The organism is Gluconobacter japonicus, assembly GCF_015244665.1.
Lineage (GTDB): Bacteria > Pseudomonadota > Alphaproteobacteria > Acetobacterales > Acetobacteraceae > Gluconobacter > Gluconobacter japonicus.
Genome location: NZ_JABCQN010000004.1, coordinates 117,790 through 132,683 on the forward strand (window position 1 = coordinate 117,790; position 14,894 = coordinate 132,683).

Genomic DNA, 14,894 nt, shown 5'->3' on the forward strand with positions numbered 1-14,894 from the left:
GAGTATAATACGCGGCTCGCCACGTATTGAAATTACTGAAAGCCGGTCGTTCCGGTCGTCCGTGTCGTGTCAGGCGGTTGTCTGTCAGCGAAGTCCCGGGCGACTCGAAGGTCTGGTGCAGAGGGCAAGATAGATGAACGCGATCACCAAATCGTTCACGGGACGCAAGAGGATCCGCAAAAGCTTCGGGCGCATTCCCGAAATTGCGCCGATGCCCAATCTGATCGATGTGCAGCGCGCCTCCTATGAGGCATTCCTGCAGATGAATGTGAGTCCTGACGCACGTCAGAACTCCGGTCTGCAGGAAGTTTTCCGCTCGGTTTTCCCAATTAATGACTTTGCTGGTCGCGGTCGTCTGGACTTCGTATCTTACGAGTTCGAAGAGCCGAAGTACGACGTTGAGGAATGCATTCAGCGTGGTCTGACATACGCAGCGCCGCTGAAGGTCATTCTGCGTCTTACGACGTGGGACATTGATGAAGATACGGGTTCGCGCTCCATTCATGATCTGAAGGAACAGCCGGTTTACATGGGCGATATGCCGCTCATGACAGACAACGGTACCTTCATTATCAACGGTACCGAGCGCGTCATCGTATCTCAGATGCATCGTAGCCCAGGTGTCTTCTTCGATCACGATAAGGGCAAGACGCATTCTTCGGGTAAGTATCTCTTTGCTGCCCGTGTGATTCCATATCGTGGTTCATGGCTCGATTTCGAATTCGATGCCAAGGACCTGATCTACGTTCGTATCGATCGCAAGCGTAAGCTTCCTGTCACTACGCTTCTGTACGCACTTGAAGGTGCGAACTACATCGCGCAGCGTGACCAGAAGATTGCGGAAGGCGGAGATGTCGAAGGTCTCGACATTCGCGGTATGGATCAGGATGAAATCCTGTCCTACTTCTATGACATGGTTCCGTTCACCCGGATGGGGGATGGCTGGGCCCGTCCTTTCGAGCCAGAAGCATTCCGTGGCCAGAAGCTGCTCAGCCCGCTGGTTGATGCTGACACGGGTGAAGTGGTCGCTGAGGCAGACGCCAAGCTGACTGCCCGTATGGTCCGCAAGATTGCGGAAAAGACCCGTGTGGTTCAGGTTGGCCGTCTGGATGTTCTCGGTCGCTATCTTGCCTATGATCTTGTCAATGAGCACACAGGTGAGATCTACGGTGAAGCTGGTGAGGAACTGACGGAAGATCGTCTTGTCGCTCTTGAAGAGCTTGGCATCACGGAACTTCCTACGCTTTCGGTCGACGGTTCGCATGGTCCGTGGATCCGCAACACGCTTTCCGTTGACAAAAATACCAGCCGCGATGAAGCGCTGATCGATATCTATCGCATCATGCGTCCAGGTGAGCCGCCGACCAAGGAAACCGCTGAAGCGATGTTCCGTGGTCTCTTCTTTGATCAGGACCGCTACGATCTGTCGTCTGTTGGTCGTGTCAAGATGAACATGCGTCTCGATGTCGATGCGCCGGATACCCTTCGTGTGCTGCGCAAGGAAGATATCCTGCGTACGATCAAGATCATGTGCGACCTGAAGGATGGTCGCGGTCAGATCGACGATATTGATAACCTTGGTAACCGTCGCGTTCGTTCTGTGGGCGAACTGATGGAGAATCAGTATCGCGTCGGCTTGCTCCGTATGGAGCGTGCCATTCGTGAGCGTATGGGTTCGGTCGATATTGATACGGTCATGCCGCATGACCTGATCAATGCAAAGCCGGCTGCTGCTGCAGTTCGTGAGTTCTTCGGCTCATCACAGCTCAGCCAGTTCATGGATCAGACCAACCCGCTCTCCGAAGTGACGCATAAGCGTCGTCTTTCGGCGCTTGGCCCGGGTGGTCTGACCCGTGAGCGCGCAGGGTTCGAAGTTCGTGACGTTCATCCGACGCATTACGGCCGTATCTGCCCGATCGAGACGCCTGAAGGTCCGAACATCGGTCTGATCAACTCGCTCTCGACGTATGCCAAGGTCAATAAGTACGGCTTCATTGAAACGCCGTATCGTCTGGTTAAGGATGGCGTTCTTCAGGATGGCTGGAAATATCTTTCTGCCATGGAGGAAGAGAAGCTTGTTGTTGCACAGGCTGATGCCAAGCAGAGCGCCGATGGCCACCTGACGGACGAACTGGTTTCCGTTCGTAAGTCTGGTGACTTCCGTGTTGTTCCGCCTGAGCAGGTTACGGCTTGCGACGTCTCCCCGAAGCAGCTTGTGTCTGTCGCGGCGGCTCTCATTCCGTTCCTCGAGAATGATGACGCCAACCGTGCACTCATGGGTGCAAACATGCAGCGTCAGGCTGTTCCGCTGGTGAAGGCCGATGCCCCGCTGGTTGGTACGGGCATGGAAGCGGCTGTTGCGCGTGACTCCGGTGCGACGATCGTCGCTAAGCGTCGTGGCATTATCGATCAGATCGATGGTGCACGTATCGTTGTCCGTGCGACTGATGATGCGGGTTCGACGCAGGGCGTCGATATCTATCGTCTGCGCAAGTACATGCGTTCGAACCAGTCTACCTGCATCAATCAGCGTCCGCTGGTGAAGGTTGGCGACACAGTTCACGCTGGTGACATTATTGCTGACGGTCCGTCCACCGAGCTTGGCGAACTGGCTCTGGGTCGTAACGTGCTTGTCGCGTTCATGCCTTGGAACGGTTACAACTTTGAGGATTCAATCCTCATTTCCGAGCGTATTGCACGCGATGACGTCTTCACTTCGATCCATATCGAAGAATTTGAAGTCATGGCTCGTGATACGAAGCTGGGTCAGGAAGAAATCACACGCGACATTCCAAATGTCGGTGAGGAAGCTCTTCGTAACCTTGACGAGGCAGGCATTGTCTATGTCGGCGCCGAGGTGAATCCGGGTGATATTCTTGTCGGCAAGGTGACGCCAAAGGGTGAAAGCCCGATGACGCCGGAAGAGAAGCTTCTTCGCGCCATTTTCGGTGAGAAAGCTTCTGACGTTCGTGATACGTCCCTGAAACTGCCGCCTGGCACGACCGGTACGATTGTTGATGTTCGCGTTTTCTCACGTCGCGGCGTCGATAAAGACGAGCGTGCGATGGCAATCGAGCGCTCCGAGATTGAACGCCTGACCAAGGACCGGGATGACGAGCGTTCAATTCAGGAGCGTAGTTTCCACAATCGTCTGCGTGAGCGTCTGGTTGGCCAGGTTGCTGGTGCTGGCTTCAAGGGAATTCGTTCCGGTACGCCGATCACGGTTGAAGTTCTGGATGAGCATCCTCGTGCGGCATGGCGCAACATCTCGGTCTCTTCTGATGAGGTGACTGCTGAACTCGAAACACTGCGTTCCGAGTTTGATGAAGCTGTCCGTCGCATCACTGCGCGCTTTGACAACAAGGTTGAAAAGCTGCAGCGCGGTGATGAACTGCCGCCTGGTGTGATGAAGATGGTTAAAGTCTTCGTTGCCGTGAAGCGTAAGCTTCAGCCAGGTGACAAGATGGCCGGTCGTCACGGTAACAAGGGTGTCGTTTCCCGCGTCGTTCCTGTCGAAGACATGCCGTTCCTTGAGAATGGTCAGGCGGTTGATATCGTTCTGAACCCGCTGGGTGTGCCGTCGCGCATGAACATCGGTCAGATCCTTGAAACCCATCTGGGTTGGGCTTGTGCCAATATCGGTGCAAGCATCGGTGAGATGGTTGACGAGTATCAGCGGACTGGTGAGCGCAAGCAGGAACTGCTTGATCGTCTGCGGGACGTGTACGGAGACGAAATCTTCGAAACCGACGTTGCTACTCTGCCGAACGAGCAGCTTATCGAGCTGGCCAACAACCTTCGTAAGGGTCTTCCGATTGCTACCCCGGTGTTCGATGGTGCTTCCATCCCGGACATCGAAGGCATGCTGGAAAAGGCTGGTGTGAACAAGTCGGGTCAGTCTCAGCTGATCGATGGTCGTACGGGCGAGACATTTGAACGCCAGACCACCGTTGGTTATATCTACATGCTGAAGCTGCATCACCTTGTCGATGACAAGATCCATGCACGTTCCATCGGTCCGTACTCCCTGGTCACACAGCAGCCGCTGGGTGGTAAGGCGCAGTTCGGTGGTCAGCGCTTTGGTGAAATGGAAGTCTGGGCGCTCGAAGCATATGGTGCGGCTTATACGCTGCAGGAAATGCTGACGGTGAAGTCGGATGACGTTTCCGGCCGTACCAAGGTCTACGAGGCTATCGTGCGCGAGCAGGACGACTTCGAAGCCGGCATTCCGGAGAGCTTCAACGTTCTGATCAAGGAACTGAAGTCTCTCGGCCTGAATGTCGAACTCGAGCAGGGCGAGATTTAATTGTCTCGCTCCCCTCTCGCTTCACGGTTCAATTTTGAAGTGCCCGCGGGACGCCGCGGTGCACATTGGGGTTTCGGCGCATGAACGAACTCATGAAAATCCTGGGTCAGGCTGGTCAGTCAGTCAGCTTTGATCAGATCAAGATCCAGCTTGCTTCCAGTGAGCAGATCCGCTCCTGGTCCTACGGCGAAATCAAGAAGCCGGAGACCATCAACTACCGTACGTTCAAGCCAGAGCGTGACGGGCTTTTCTGCGCACGTATTTTTGGTCCTATCAAGGACTATGAATGCCTGTGCGGTAAGTACAAGCGCATGAAATTTCGCGGCATTGTCTGCGAAAAATGTGGTGTTGAGGTCACGCTTGCCAAGGTGCGCCGTGAGCGCATGGGGCATATCGAACTTGCTTCCCCTGTTGCGCATATCTGGTTCCTGAAGTCGCTGCCGAGCCGTATCGCCACGATGCTGGATCTGCCGCTGAAGGACGTTGAACCCGTTCTGTATTTCGAGAAGTTTCTCATTCTCGATAAGGGTGTCTGTGATTCCGATCAGATCGACTCTTACAAGAACGGCAAGAAGCGCGATCAGTATCTTCTGGATGAAATCCGCTGCGAAGATCTACTCGACGAATATCCGGATGCGGGTATTGACGTTGGGATCGGTGCCGAGGCGATCAAGCGTGCGCTGTCCAGCTACGACTGGGGTATTCCGAATGCCGAAGAGCGTGAGCTGAGTCTGGCTGCCAAGGCCAAGGGTCTTCCAGATCCGTTCGACTATGACGCTGAAGTCATGGAAGGCGATTCCGAGAAGACGATGATGCGCAAGAAGCTGCGCAAGGCCACGTCTGAAGCTGCTCGCAAGAAACTGGTCAAGCGTCTGAAGCTTGTTGAGGCATTCGTTGAGAGTGGCTCGCGTCCGGACTGGATGATCATGGACATTATTCCGGTGATCCCGCCGGAACTGCGTCCGCTGGTGCCGCTGGATGGTGGTCGTTTCGCAACGTCCGATCTGAACGATCTTTACCGTCGCGTCATTAACCGTAACAACCGTCTGAAGCGTCTGATCGAACTTCGTGCGCCGGATATCATTGTCCGCAACGAAAAGCGTATGCTTCAGGAAGCTGTTGATGCACTGTTTGATAACGGTCGTCGTGGGCGTGCGATTACGGGTGCCAACAAGCGTCCGCTGAAGTCCCTGTCTGACATGCTGAAGGGCAAGCAGGGTCGTTTCCGTCAGAACCTTCTCGGTAAGCGCGTCGACTACTCTGGTCGTTCGGTTATCGTGGTCGGTCCGGAGCTGAAGTTGCACCAGTGCGGCCTTCCGAAGAAGATGGCGCTCGAGCTCTTCAAGCCGTTCATCTACTCCAAGTTGGAGAAGTACGGTCACGCCACCACCATCAAAGCTGCAAAGCGCATGGTGGAGAAAGAGCGTCCGGAAGTCTGGGATATCCTTGAAGAGGTTATCCGCGAGCATCCCGTGATGCTGAACCGCGCCCCGACGCTTCACCGTCTTGGCATTCAGGCGTTCGAGCCGACCCTGATCGAAGGTAAGGCGATTCAGCTTCACCCGCTGGTCTGCACCGCGTTCAATGCCGACTTTGACGGCGATCAGATGGCCGTGCACGTTCCGCTGTCGCTCGAAGCACAGCTCGAAGCGCGCGTGCTGATGATGTCTACGAACAACATCCTCAGCCCTGCAAACGGCAAGCCGATTATCGTTCCGTCTCAGGATATCGTTCTGGGCCTCTATTACCTGAGCCTTGAAGTTCCTGAGTATCGTGAGACACCGGATGAGGCCGTCATTGAAGGCGGTAAGGTCGTCAAGGCGGCTCCACCGGCTTATTCTGATGTAGCAGAAATCGAGAGCGCCATGCTCGCTGGTTCTCTGCAGCTTCATGACAAGATCCGTCTGCGTCTTCCGACCGTTGATGAAAACGGTAACCCGATCCGCCAGACGATTCTGACGACGCCGGGACGTGCCCTTATTGCGCAGATCCTGCCGAAGCACCCCGCGATTCCGTTCAGCCTGATCAATAAGCAGCTGACGAAGAAGAACGTGTCTGATGTCATCGATACGGTCTATCGTCACTGTGGTCAGAAGGAAGCTGTGATCTTCTGTGACCGTCTCATGGGTCTTGGTTTCAAGCATGCTGCGCGTGCTGGCATTTCCTTCGGTAAGGATGACATGATCATCCCGGCCGAGAAGGCAACGCTGGTCGGCAAGACATCGGAAGAGGTCAAGGAGTTTGAGCAGCAGTATCAGGATGGTCTGATCACGGCTGGCGAGCGTTACAACAAGGTTGTTGATGCTTGGTCGCGTTGCACGGACGAAGTGCAGGCAGCCATGCTGAAGGAAATCTCCAAGCAGGTCATCGGCAAGCCGACGAACTCTGTCTGGATGATGAGCCACTCTGGTGCTCGTGGGTCGCCGGCTCAGATGAAGCAGCTTGCGGGTATGCGTGGTCTGATGGTGAAGCCTTCGGGCGAGATCATCGAGCAGCCGATTATCGCAAACTTCAAAGAAGGTCTGTCGGTTCTCGATTACTTCACGTCCAGTCACGGTGCCCGTAAGGGTCTTGCTGATACGGCTCTGAAGACCGCGAACTCTGGATACCTGACACGTCGTCTTGTTGACGTTGCGCAGGATTGCATCATCGTTGAGCCTGATTGCGGTACAGAGCGCGGTCTGACGGTGCGTGCGGTGATGGATAGCGGCGAAGTCGTTGCATCTCTTTCCGAGCGTATTCTGGGTCGTACGACGTCCAAGGATGTGCTGCATCCGGTGACGCACGAGGTCCTTCTGCCTCGCAACACGCTGATCGAAGAGCCCGAAGCAGAGCTCATTGAAAAGGCTGGTGTTGAGAGCATGGAAATCCGTTCGGTTCTCACATGTGATAGCCGCGTCGGAATTTGTGCACACTGCTATGGTCGTGACCTTGCTCGCGGTACACCCGTGAACATTGGTGAAGCTGTCGGTGTCATCGCCGCACAGTCCATCGGTGAACCGGGTACACAGCTGACAATGCGTACCTTCCATATTGGTGGCGCGGCTACGCGTGGTGCCGAGCAGTCCATGGTTGAGGCATCTCGCGACGGTGTTGTGACGATTAAGAATCGTAACGTGGTCGAAAACTCTCAGAAGGTTCTGGTTGTGATGTCGCGTAACTGCGAAATCCTGCTGACCGATGAGAATGGCGTTGAGCGTGCTCGTTATCGTGTGCCCTATGGTGCTCGACTGATGGTGGGTGAGGGCGAAGCGGTTGCACGTGGCCAGAAAATGGCCGAGTGGGATCCGTACACCCTTCCGATCATTACCGAGCAGGCGGGTACAGTCGAATATCTTGACCTGATCGACAGCATCACGCTCGTCGAGCGTATGGATGAGGTCACAGGCCTCAGTTCCAAGGTTGTTGTTGACTACAAGCAGGCTTCCAAGGGTGTGGATCTTCGTCCGCGCCTGCAGCTCAAGGATGCTGCAGGGAATGTGGTCAAGCTCGCCAATGGCAACGACGCCCGCTACTTCCTCTCACCAGACAGTATTCTGTCTATTGAAAATGGTGCGGAAGTTCATGCTGGTGACGTTCTTGCCCGTATTCCGCGTGAAGGCTCCAAAACGCGTGACATTACCGGTGGTCTGCCGCGTGTTGCCGAACTCTTTGAAGCCCGTCGTCCAAAGGATCATGCAATCATTGCCGAAGGCGATGGTCGCATCGAGTTTGGCAAGGACTACAAGTCCAAGCGTTGTGTCATTGTCAAAAATGACGAAACCGGCGAAGAAACCCAGTACCTTATCCCGAAGGGCAAGCACGTTTCCGTTCAGGAAGGCGACTTTGTTCAGAAGGGTGACCCACTGGTCGATGGCCCGCGTGTGCCGCATGACATTCTGAAGGTCATGGGTGTCGAAGCGCTTTCGGATTACCTGGTCAATGAAATTCAGGATGTCTACCGACTGCAGGGCGTGAAGATCAATGACAAGCATATTGAGGTCATTGTTCGTCAGATGCTGCAGAAGGTTGAAATTCTTGAGCCAGGTGATTCGACCTATCTGATTGGCGAAACCGTTGATCGGATTGAATACGAGATTGAGAATCAGCGCCTTCAGGAAAATGGCGATACCCCGGCAGTGGCTATGCCGGTCCTTCAGGGTATCACCAAGGCTTCCCTGCAGACGCAGTCCTTTATCTCGGCAGCCTCCTTCCAGGAGACCACACGCGTGCTTACTGACGCTGCTACGTCCGGCAAGGTCGATACGCTTAATGGCCTCAAGGAAAACGTCATTGTGGGTCGTCTCATCCCGGCAGGTACGGGTAGCGTTATGAACCGTCTTCGTGGCATCGCTGCCAGTCAGGATCGCCATCGTGTCGGCCGTTCCACGGCCGAAGTGGAAGACGCAGCAGAGTGATGAAAACCTCTCTGTTCTCCTCTGAAGGGAAGGGCAGAGAGGGTAAATGTGCCGATTCCAGGAACTCTCTCCTCAGAATCGGTTCATTTCTGGCCGAAACACTTGACTCAGCGCGGAACCCTTCGTAGGTTCCGCGCCCTCGGCTACTCCCGCCTGAAGAGGCGAAATTAAAGCCGTCGAAGACAAAGAATCGCATGTGGTGCCGCTAACCTGATTTCAGGGAATGCCAAGGCCGCAGGCTACAAAAGGAGGGAAATGGCTTCAGCTGTTTCCCTTTCCAAATGTGGGATAGGCAGGCGGTTCAGCCGCATGTCGATTTGAATAAAATGTCATGGCAGAAAGTCTGGTGCTTTCTGTCCGGAATAGGACAAGGATTGGGAAGGGCGCATGCCGACCATCAACCAGTTGATCGCGAACGGCCGTGAGCCGGCCGCAAAGCGGAACAAGGTCCCTGCACTACAGGGATGCCCCCAGAAGCGTGGCGTTTGCACGCGCGTGTACACGGTAACGCCAAAGAAGCCGAACTCCGCTCTGCGTAAGGTCGCCAAGGTGCGTCTGACCAACGGGTATGAGGTCGTGAGCTACATTCCGGGTGAAGGTCATAACCTTCAGGAGCACAGCGTTGTGCTGATCCGTGGTGGCCGCGTGAAGGATCTTCCTGGTGTGCGTTATCACATCCTGCGAGGCGTGCTTGACACGCAGGGCATCGCAAAGCGTCGTCAGCGTCGTTCGCTGTATGGCGCGAAGCGTCCGAAGTAAGAGGTATTTGGAATGAGTCGCCGTCACCGCGCCGTAAAGCGCGAGATCCTTCCCGATCCGAAATTCGGAGACATCGTCATTACGCGTTTCATGAACGCTCTGATGTACGATGGAAAGAAATCCACCGCCGAGGGCATCGTTTACGGTGCGCTTGAGGTTCTGCGTCACCGTGGTGGTGCAACTGCTGACCCAGTGGCTATGTTCCACTCGGCTCTGGACAACGTGAAGCCGGCTGTTGAAGTCCGTTCACGTCGTGTTGGTGGTGCTACCTATCAGGTGCCTGTTGAAGTGCGCGCTGAGCGCCGTCAGGCTCTGGCGATCCGGTGGCTGATCGATGCCTCCCGCAAGCGCGGTGAGAACACGATGCAGGAGCGCCTGTCCAACGAACTAATGGATGCGGTCAACAATCGTGGCGCTGCTGTAAAGAAGCGCGAAGACACCCACCGTATGGCTGAAGCCAATAAGGCATTCAGCCACTATCGCTGGTAATCAGAACCCGCTAAAGGGCTTCCGGCAGCATTCGGGAATCTACCGGATGCTCACTGGAAAGAACTTTCAGTCTTATCTCTGCCTCGTGGGAGGCAGGGTTTTGGAGATAGACGATGGCAAAGGCTAAATTCGAGCGGACGAAGCCGCACTGCAACATCGGCACCATTGGTCACGTCGACCACGGCAAGACCTCGCTGACTGCTGCAATCACCAAGACACTTGCGAAGAGCGGCGGCGCCGAATTTAAGGCGTATGACCAGATCGACGCAGCTCCTGAAGAGCGTGCACGTGGTATCACCATTTCCACGGCTCACGTTGAGTACGAGACGAAGAACCGTCACTACGCTCACGTCGACTGCCCTGGTCACGCTGACTATGTGAAGAACATGATCACGGGTGCCGCTCAGATGGACGGCGCAATTCTGGTTGTGTCCGCTGCTGACGGCCCGATGCCGCAGACACGTGAGCACATCCTGCTGGCACGTCAGGTCGGTGTTCCGGCTCTGGTTGTCTTTCTGAACAAGGTTGATCAGGTTGACGATCCAGAGCTCCTCGAGCTCGTGGAAATGGAAGTTCGCGAACTTCTGTCTTCCTACCAGTTCCCTGGTGACGATATCCCCATCATCAAGGGCTCCGCTCTTGTGACGCTTGAAGACGGTGACGCCGCTATCGGTGAAGATCGTGTTCTTGAGCTGATGGAAGCTGTTGACACGTACATTCCGCAGCCGGAGCGTCCGGTTGACCGTCCGTTCCTGATGCCAATCGAAGACGTGTTCTCGATTTCTGGTCGTGGTACGGTTGTGACGGGTCGTGTCGAGCGTGGCGTGATCAACGTTGGTGATGAAGTTGAAATCGTTGGTCTTAAGGACACGACGAAGACGACTTGCACTGGCGTCGAAATGTTCCGTAAGCTGCTTGATCGCGGTGAAGCTGGTGACAACATCGGTGCGCTGGTTCGTGGCACGAAGCGTGAAGACGTTGAGCGTGGTCAGGTTCTTGCAAAGCCGGGTTCCATCACCCCGCACAAGAAGTTCAAGGCTGAGGCATACATCCTCACAAAGGAAGAGGGTGGCCGTCACACGCCGTTCTTCACGAACTACCGTCCGCAGTTCTATTTCCGTACGACCGACGTCACGGGCGTCGTGACGCTGCCAGAAGGCACGGAGATGGTGATGCCGGGTGATAACATCGCTATGGATGTCGAGCTGATTGCTCCGATCGCCATGGACGAAGGTCTGCGTTTCGCAATTCGCGAAGGTGGACGTACCGTGGGTGCAGGCGTGGTTTCTTCCATCAGCGCCTAAGTCCTACGTTTCGCCGTTGATATGGAAGCCCCGGTCAGATTTATTTCTGGCCGGGGTTCCCTTTCAGATGCAATGGCAGTAGGACGAGACCCGAATTTTTGAGTTGGACGAATTAAGACTATGGACAACCAGAACATCCGCATTCGCCTTAAGGCGTACGATCATCGCGTGCTGGACAACAGCACCAAAGAGATCGTAAACACGGCGAAGCGTACGGGTGCGCGGGTTCGGGGTCCGATCCCGCTGCCGACGCATATCGAACGGTTCACGGTGAACCGTTCGCCACACGTGGATAAGAAAAGCCGCGAACAGTTCGAAATTCGGACTCACCGCCGGCTGCTCGACATTGTCGAGCCGACCCCGCAGACCGTGGACGCCCTCATGAAGCTCGACCTCGCCGCTGGCGTTGATGTCGAGATCAAACTCTAAGGTCCAGACGATGCGTACCGGATTGATTGCAAAAAAGCTGGGGATGACCCGGCTGTTTAAGGAAGATGGCACTCATGTGCCTGTGACAGTTCTGCATCTTGACGAAGTTCAGGTTGTAGACGCTCGCACGAATGAACGAGATGGCTATACCGCCGTTCAGCTCGGTCTTGGTAATGCCAAGGTGAAAAATGTCACCAAGGCAAATCGTGGCCACTTCGCCCGTACCAAGGTTGAGCCGAAGAAGACCCTCGTAGAGTTCCGCGTTGCGGAAGATGCTCTGCTTGAGGCTGGCACGAAGCTGTCTGCGAACCATTTCGTGGTTGGGCAGAAAGTTGACGTCACGGGTCAGAGTAAGGGTAAAGGCTTTGCGGGTGTTATGAAGCGTCATAACTTCGCTGGTCTTGAAGCCTCCCACGGCGTGTCCATCAGCCATCGTTCTCATGGTTCTACGGGCCAGCGCCAGGATCCTGGCAAGGTCTTCAAGGGCAAGAAGATGGCAGGTCACATGGGTGATGTGCGTGTTACCACGCTGAACCTTGAAGTGGCTGCCGTGGATGAAGAGCGTAATCTGATTATGGTCAGAGGCGCGATTCCTGGTGCGAAAAACAGCGTTGTGCTGATTCGCGATGCAATCAAGAAGGCACGCCATGCCGATGCGCCGTATCCGGCTGCAGTCGTGGCGGCCGCCGGTTGAGGGCGAGGGGCATGGAATACGATATCAAAACCCTCGATAATGGCAGCGCAGGCTCAGTCGCGCTTCCAGAAGAGATTTTCGCGGTTTCTCCGCGTGCTGACATCATGGCGCGTGTTGTTCACTGGCAGCTGGCAAAGCGCCGCGCTGGTACGCATCGCACCAAGGGCATGGGTGAGATCTCCGGTACAACCAAGAAGCCTTTCCGCCAGAAGGGTACGGGTTCTGCTCGTCAGGGTTCGCTGCGCGCCCCGCAGTTCCGTACGGGTGGCGTTGTACATGGTCCGGTTGTGCGCGATCATGGCTATGACCTTCCCAAGAAGGTCCGCCGTCTGGGTCTGATTTCTGCTCTTTCGCAGAAAGCTGCCGATGGCAAGCTGGTTGTGCTTGATACAGCAAACGGCGTCAGCAAGACGCGTGAAGCTGCTGCAAAGCTGAAGGCACTTGGCTGGTCGTCCGCTCTGATCGTCGATGGCGCAGTTGATGAGCAGTTTGCTCGTGCAGTTGCTAATCTGCCGAAGATCGACGTGCTGCCGACAATCGGTGCGAACGTCTATGACATCCTCAACCATGATGTGCTGGTTATTACCCGTGCAGGTCTTGAGGGTCTTAAGGAGCGCCTGGCATGACCCTGTCTATCGTCATGAACGCACGTAAGACTGCTGAGAACATGTCTCAGGAAGCTCTGTACGATGTGGTCCGTTCGCCGCTGATCACGGAAAAGGCTACGCTTCTTTCCGAGCGTAATCAGGTTGTTTTCAAGGTCGCCACGACTGCAACCAAGCCGCAGATCAAGGCCGCTGTCGAGAAGCTCTTCAACGTCAAGGTTACCGGTGTGAATACGCTGGTCCAGAAGGGTAAGACGAAGCGCGTCAAGGGTCGTCCTGGTCGCCGCTCTGACATCAAGAAGGCGTATGTGCAGCTTGCAGAAGGTCAGTCCATTGACCTTACAGCAAAGCTGGGCTGACGCGGGGTAATCAACCATGGCACTAAAGCACTTTAATCCCACGACGCCGAGCACACGCGGCACCGTGCTGATTGATCGTAGCGAGCTCTGGAAGGGCAAGCCGGTCAAGCAGCTGACGGAAGGTAAGAACAAGTCTGGCGGCCGTAATAATCACGGTCGTACGACAGTTCGTTTCCGTGGCGGCGGGCACAAGCAGTCCTATCGTTATGTCGATTTCAAGCGTCGCAAGTTTGATGTTGGTGCAACGGTCGAGCGTCTTGAGTACGATCCAAACCGTACGGCGTTCATCGCACTGATCAAGTATGATGACGGCGAGCTGGCCTACATTCTGGCTCCGCAGCGTATCAAGGCTGGTGACCGCGTTATCTCTGGTGCGCACACTGACGTAAAGCCAGGCAATGCGATGTCCCTCGGTGCGATGCCGGTCGGTACAATCGTGCACAACATCGAGCTGAAGCCAGGCGCTGGCGGCAAGTTGGCTCGTTCTGCTGGAACGTATGCACAGCTGGTCGGTAAAGATGCCGGTTACGCTCAGATCAAGCTGCAGTCCGGTGAACTGCGTCTTGTCCGTGGCGAATGCATGGCAACGGTTGGTGCTGTCTCTAATCCAGACAACATGAACCAGCACATGGGTAAGGCTGGACGTTCCCGTTGGCTCGGACGTCGTCCGCACAACCGTGGTGTTGTCATGAACCCGGTCGATCACCCGCATGGTGGTGGTGAAGGTCGTACCTCTGGTGGCCGTCATCCGGTTACTCCATGGGGCGTTCCGACGAAGGGTTACAAGACGCGTGTTAACAAGAAGACGGATAGCCTGATCATCCGTCGCCGTAAGTCCGGCAAGTAAGAGGGGGCAAACAGAGATGGCACGTTCCGTCTGGAAGGGCCCGTTCGTTGACGGGTATCTGTTCGGCAAGGCAGAAGCAGCTCGTGCTTCTGGTCGTAATGAAGTGATCAAGATCTGGTCACGTCGTTCCACGATCCTGCCGCAGTTCGTCGGGCTTACGTTCGGCGTTTATAATGGTCACAAGTTCCTGCCTGTGCAGGTCACGGAGAACATGGTCGGTCACAAGTTCGGTGAATTCTCACCGACACGGACCTACACCGGTCATGGCTCTGACAAGAAGTCGAAGCGGGGCTGAAAATGAGCAAGCCGAAGCACATCCGCACGCTCGCTGATACGGAAGCGCAGGCAATCACGCGCAATATCCGTGTTAGCCCGCGTAAGCTGAACCTGGTTGCGGCCATGATCCGTAACCAGCCAGCTGACAAGGCTATTGCCGCTCTGACCTTCTCGCGTCGTCGTATCGCGCAGCAGGTAAAGAAGACTCTTGAGAGCGCCGTGGCCAACGCTGAGAACAATCATCAGCTGGACGTTGACCGTCTGGTTGTGAAGACGGCTGAAGTCGGCAAGTCCATTGTCATGAAGCGTTTTCACGCCCGTGGCCGTGGTCGCTCGGCTCGCGTTGAGAAGTTCTTCAGCCACCTGAAGATTGTTGTTGCCGAAGCTGCAGAAGTCTCGGAAACAAACGAAGAGCAGAAGGCAGCTTGA

12 protein-coding genes are annotated in these 14,894 nt (G+C 55.4%); all 12 read left to right on the plus strand.

Annotated elements, in window-relative coordinates; genetic code table 11:
- The first annotated feature begins 133 nt into the window (after positions 1–133).
- The 12 genes from rpoB to rplV all read left to right on the plus strand — a co-directional run bounded on the left by rpoB (position 134) and on the right by rplV (position 14,894).
- Positions 134–4,306, plus strand: a complete 4,173-nt coding sequence (rpoB, locus tag HKD32_RS09880; protein ID WP_010502162.1) for a DNA-directed RNA polymerase subunit beta — start codon at positions 134–136, stop codon at positions 4,304–4,306.
- Between the two features lie 80 nt (positions 4,307–4,386).
- A complete protein-coding gene (gene rpoC, locus HKD32_RS09885; RefSeq protein ID WP_061932389.1) occupies positions 4,387–8,703 on the plus strand; it encodes a DNA-directed RNA polymerase subunit beta' in 4,317 nt (1,438 codons plus the stop codon).
- 387 nt (positions 8,704–9,090) lie between these two features.
- Positions 9,091–9,462: a 30S ribosomal protein S12 gene (gene rpsL / locus HKD32_RS09890; protein WP_010502158.1), complete on the plus strand. Its 372-nt coding sequence runs from the start codon at positions 9,091–9,093 to the stop codon at positions 9,460–9,462.
- Positions 9,463–9,474: 12 nt separating this feature from the next.
- Positions 9,475–9,951, plus strand: coding sequence for a 30S ribosomal protein S7 (gene rpsG / locus HKD32_RS09895; RefSeq protein WP_010502156.1), 477 nt, complete (start codon positions 9,475–9,477; stop codon positions 9,949–9,951).
- A 113-nt stretch (positions 9,952–10,064) separates the two neighbouring features.
- The gene (tuf, locus tag HKD32_RS09900; RefSeq protein ID WP_010502155.1) at positions 10,065–11,255 is read left to right on the plus strand and encodes an elongation factor Tu; all 1,191 of its coding nucleotides are present in this window, start codon (positions 10,065–10,067) and stop codon (positions 11,253–11,255) included.
- A 120-nt stretch (positions 11,256–11,375) separates the two neighbouring features.
- Entirely contained in the window at positions 11,376–11,684 is a 309-nt protein-coding gene (rpsJ, locus tag HKD32_RS09905) for a 30S ribosomal protein S10 (protein WP_007282720.1), read from the plus strand.
- Between the two features lie 10 nt (positions 11,685–11,694).
- A complete protein-coding gene (gene rplC, locus HKD32_RS09910) occupies positions 11,695–12,378 on the plus strand; it encodes a 50S ribosomal protein L3 (RefSeq protein WP_023943130.1) in 684 nt (227 codons plus the stop codon).
- Between the two features lie 11 nt (positions 12,379–12,389).
- The gene (rplD, locus tag HKD32_RS09915) at positions 12,390–13,004 is read left to right on the plus strand and encodes a 50S ribosomal protein L4 (RefSeq protein WP_023943129.1); all 615 of its coding nucleotides are present in this window, start codon (positions 12,390–12,392) and stop codon (positions 13,002–13,004) included.
- Between the two features lie 41 nt (positions 13,005–13,045).
- Entirely contained in the window at positions 13,046–13,342 is a 297-nt protein-coding gene (locus tag HKD32_RS09920; protein WP_010502122.1) for a 50S ribosomal protein L23, read from the plus strand.
- Between the two features lie 16 nt (positions 13,343–13,358).
- On the plus strand, positions 13,359–14,189 hold the full coding sequence (rplB, locus tag HKD32_RS09925; protein ID WP_010502120.1) for a 50S ribosomal protein L2: 831 nt from the start codon (positions 13,359–13,361) through the stop codon (positions 14,187–14,189).
- 16 nt (positions 14,190–14,205) lie between these two features.
- Positions 14,206–14,484 (plus strand): 30S ribosomal protein S19, encoded by a 279-nt coding sequence (rpsS, locus tag HKD32_RS09930; RefSeq protein WP_007282725.1) that lies wholly within the window; start codon positions 14,206–14,208, stop codon positions 14,482–14,484.
- Positions 14,485–14,486: 2 nt separating this feature from the next.
- Positions 14,487–14,894 carry a 50S ribosomal protein L22 gene (gene rplV / locus HKD32_RS09935; RefSeq protein WP_010502117.1) on the plus strand — a complete coding sequence of 136 codons (408 nt, stop codon included), beginning with the start codon at positions 14,487–14,489 and terminating at the stop codon, positions 14,892–14,894.

Coding starts and splice junctions, on each gene's coding strand:
- rpoC (WP_061932389.1), top strand. CDS start 4,387: ATGAACGAACTCATGAAAATCCTGGGTCAGGCTGGTCAGTCAGTCAGC.
- rpsS (WP_007282725.1), top strand. CDS start 14,206: ATGGCACGTTCCGTCTGGAAGGGCCCGTTCGTTGACGGGTATCTGTTC.
- rpsG (WP_010502156.1), top strand. CDS start 9,475: ATGAGTCGCCGTCACCGCGCCGTAAAGCGCGAGATCCTTCCCGATCCG.
- rpoB (WP_010502162.1), top strand. CDS start 134: ATGAACGCGATCACCAAATCGTTCACGGGACGCAAGAGGATCCGCAAA.
- rplV (WP_010502117.1), top strand. CDS start 14,487: ATGAGCAAGCCGAAGCACATCCGCACGCTCGCTGATACGGAAGCGCAG.
- rpsJ (WP_007282720.1), top strand. CDS start 11,376: ATGGACAACCAGAACATCCGCATTCGCCTTAAGGCGTACGATCATCGC.
- rplC (WP_023943130.1), top strand. CDS start 11,695: ATGCGTACCGGATTGATTGCAAAAAAGCTGGGGATGACCCGGCTGTTT.
- rplB (WP_010502120.1), top strand. CDS start 13,359: ATGGCACTAAAGCACTTTAATCCCACGACGCCGAGCACACGCGGCACC.
- rplD (WP_023943129.1), top strand. CDS start 12,390: ATGGAATACGATATCAAAACCCTCGATAATGGCAGCGCAGGCTCAGTC.
- HKD32_RS09920 (WP_010502122.1), top strand. CDS start 13,046: ATGTCTCAGGAAGCTCTGTACGATGTGGTCCGTTCGCCGCTGATCACG.
- tuf (WP_010502155.1), top strand. CDS start 10,065: ATGGCAAAGGCTAAATTCGAGCGGACGAAGCCGCACTGCAACATCGGC.
- rpsL (WP_010502158.1), top strand. CDS start 9,091: ATGCCGACCATCAACCAGTTGATCGCGAACGGCCGTGAGCCGGCCGCA.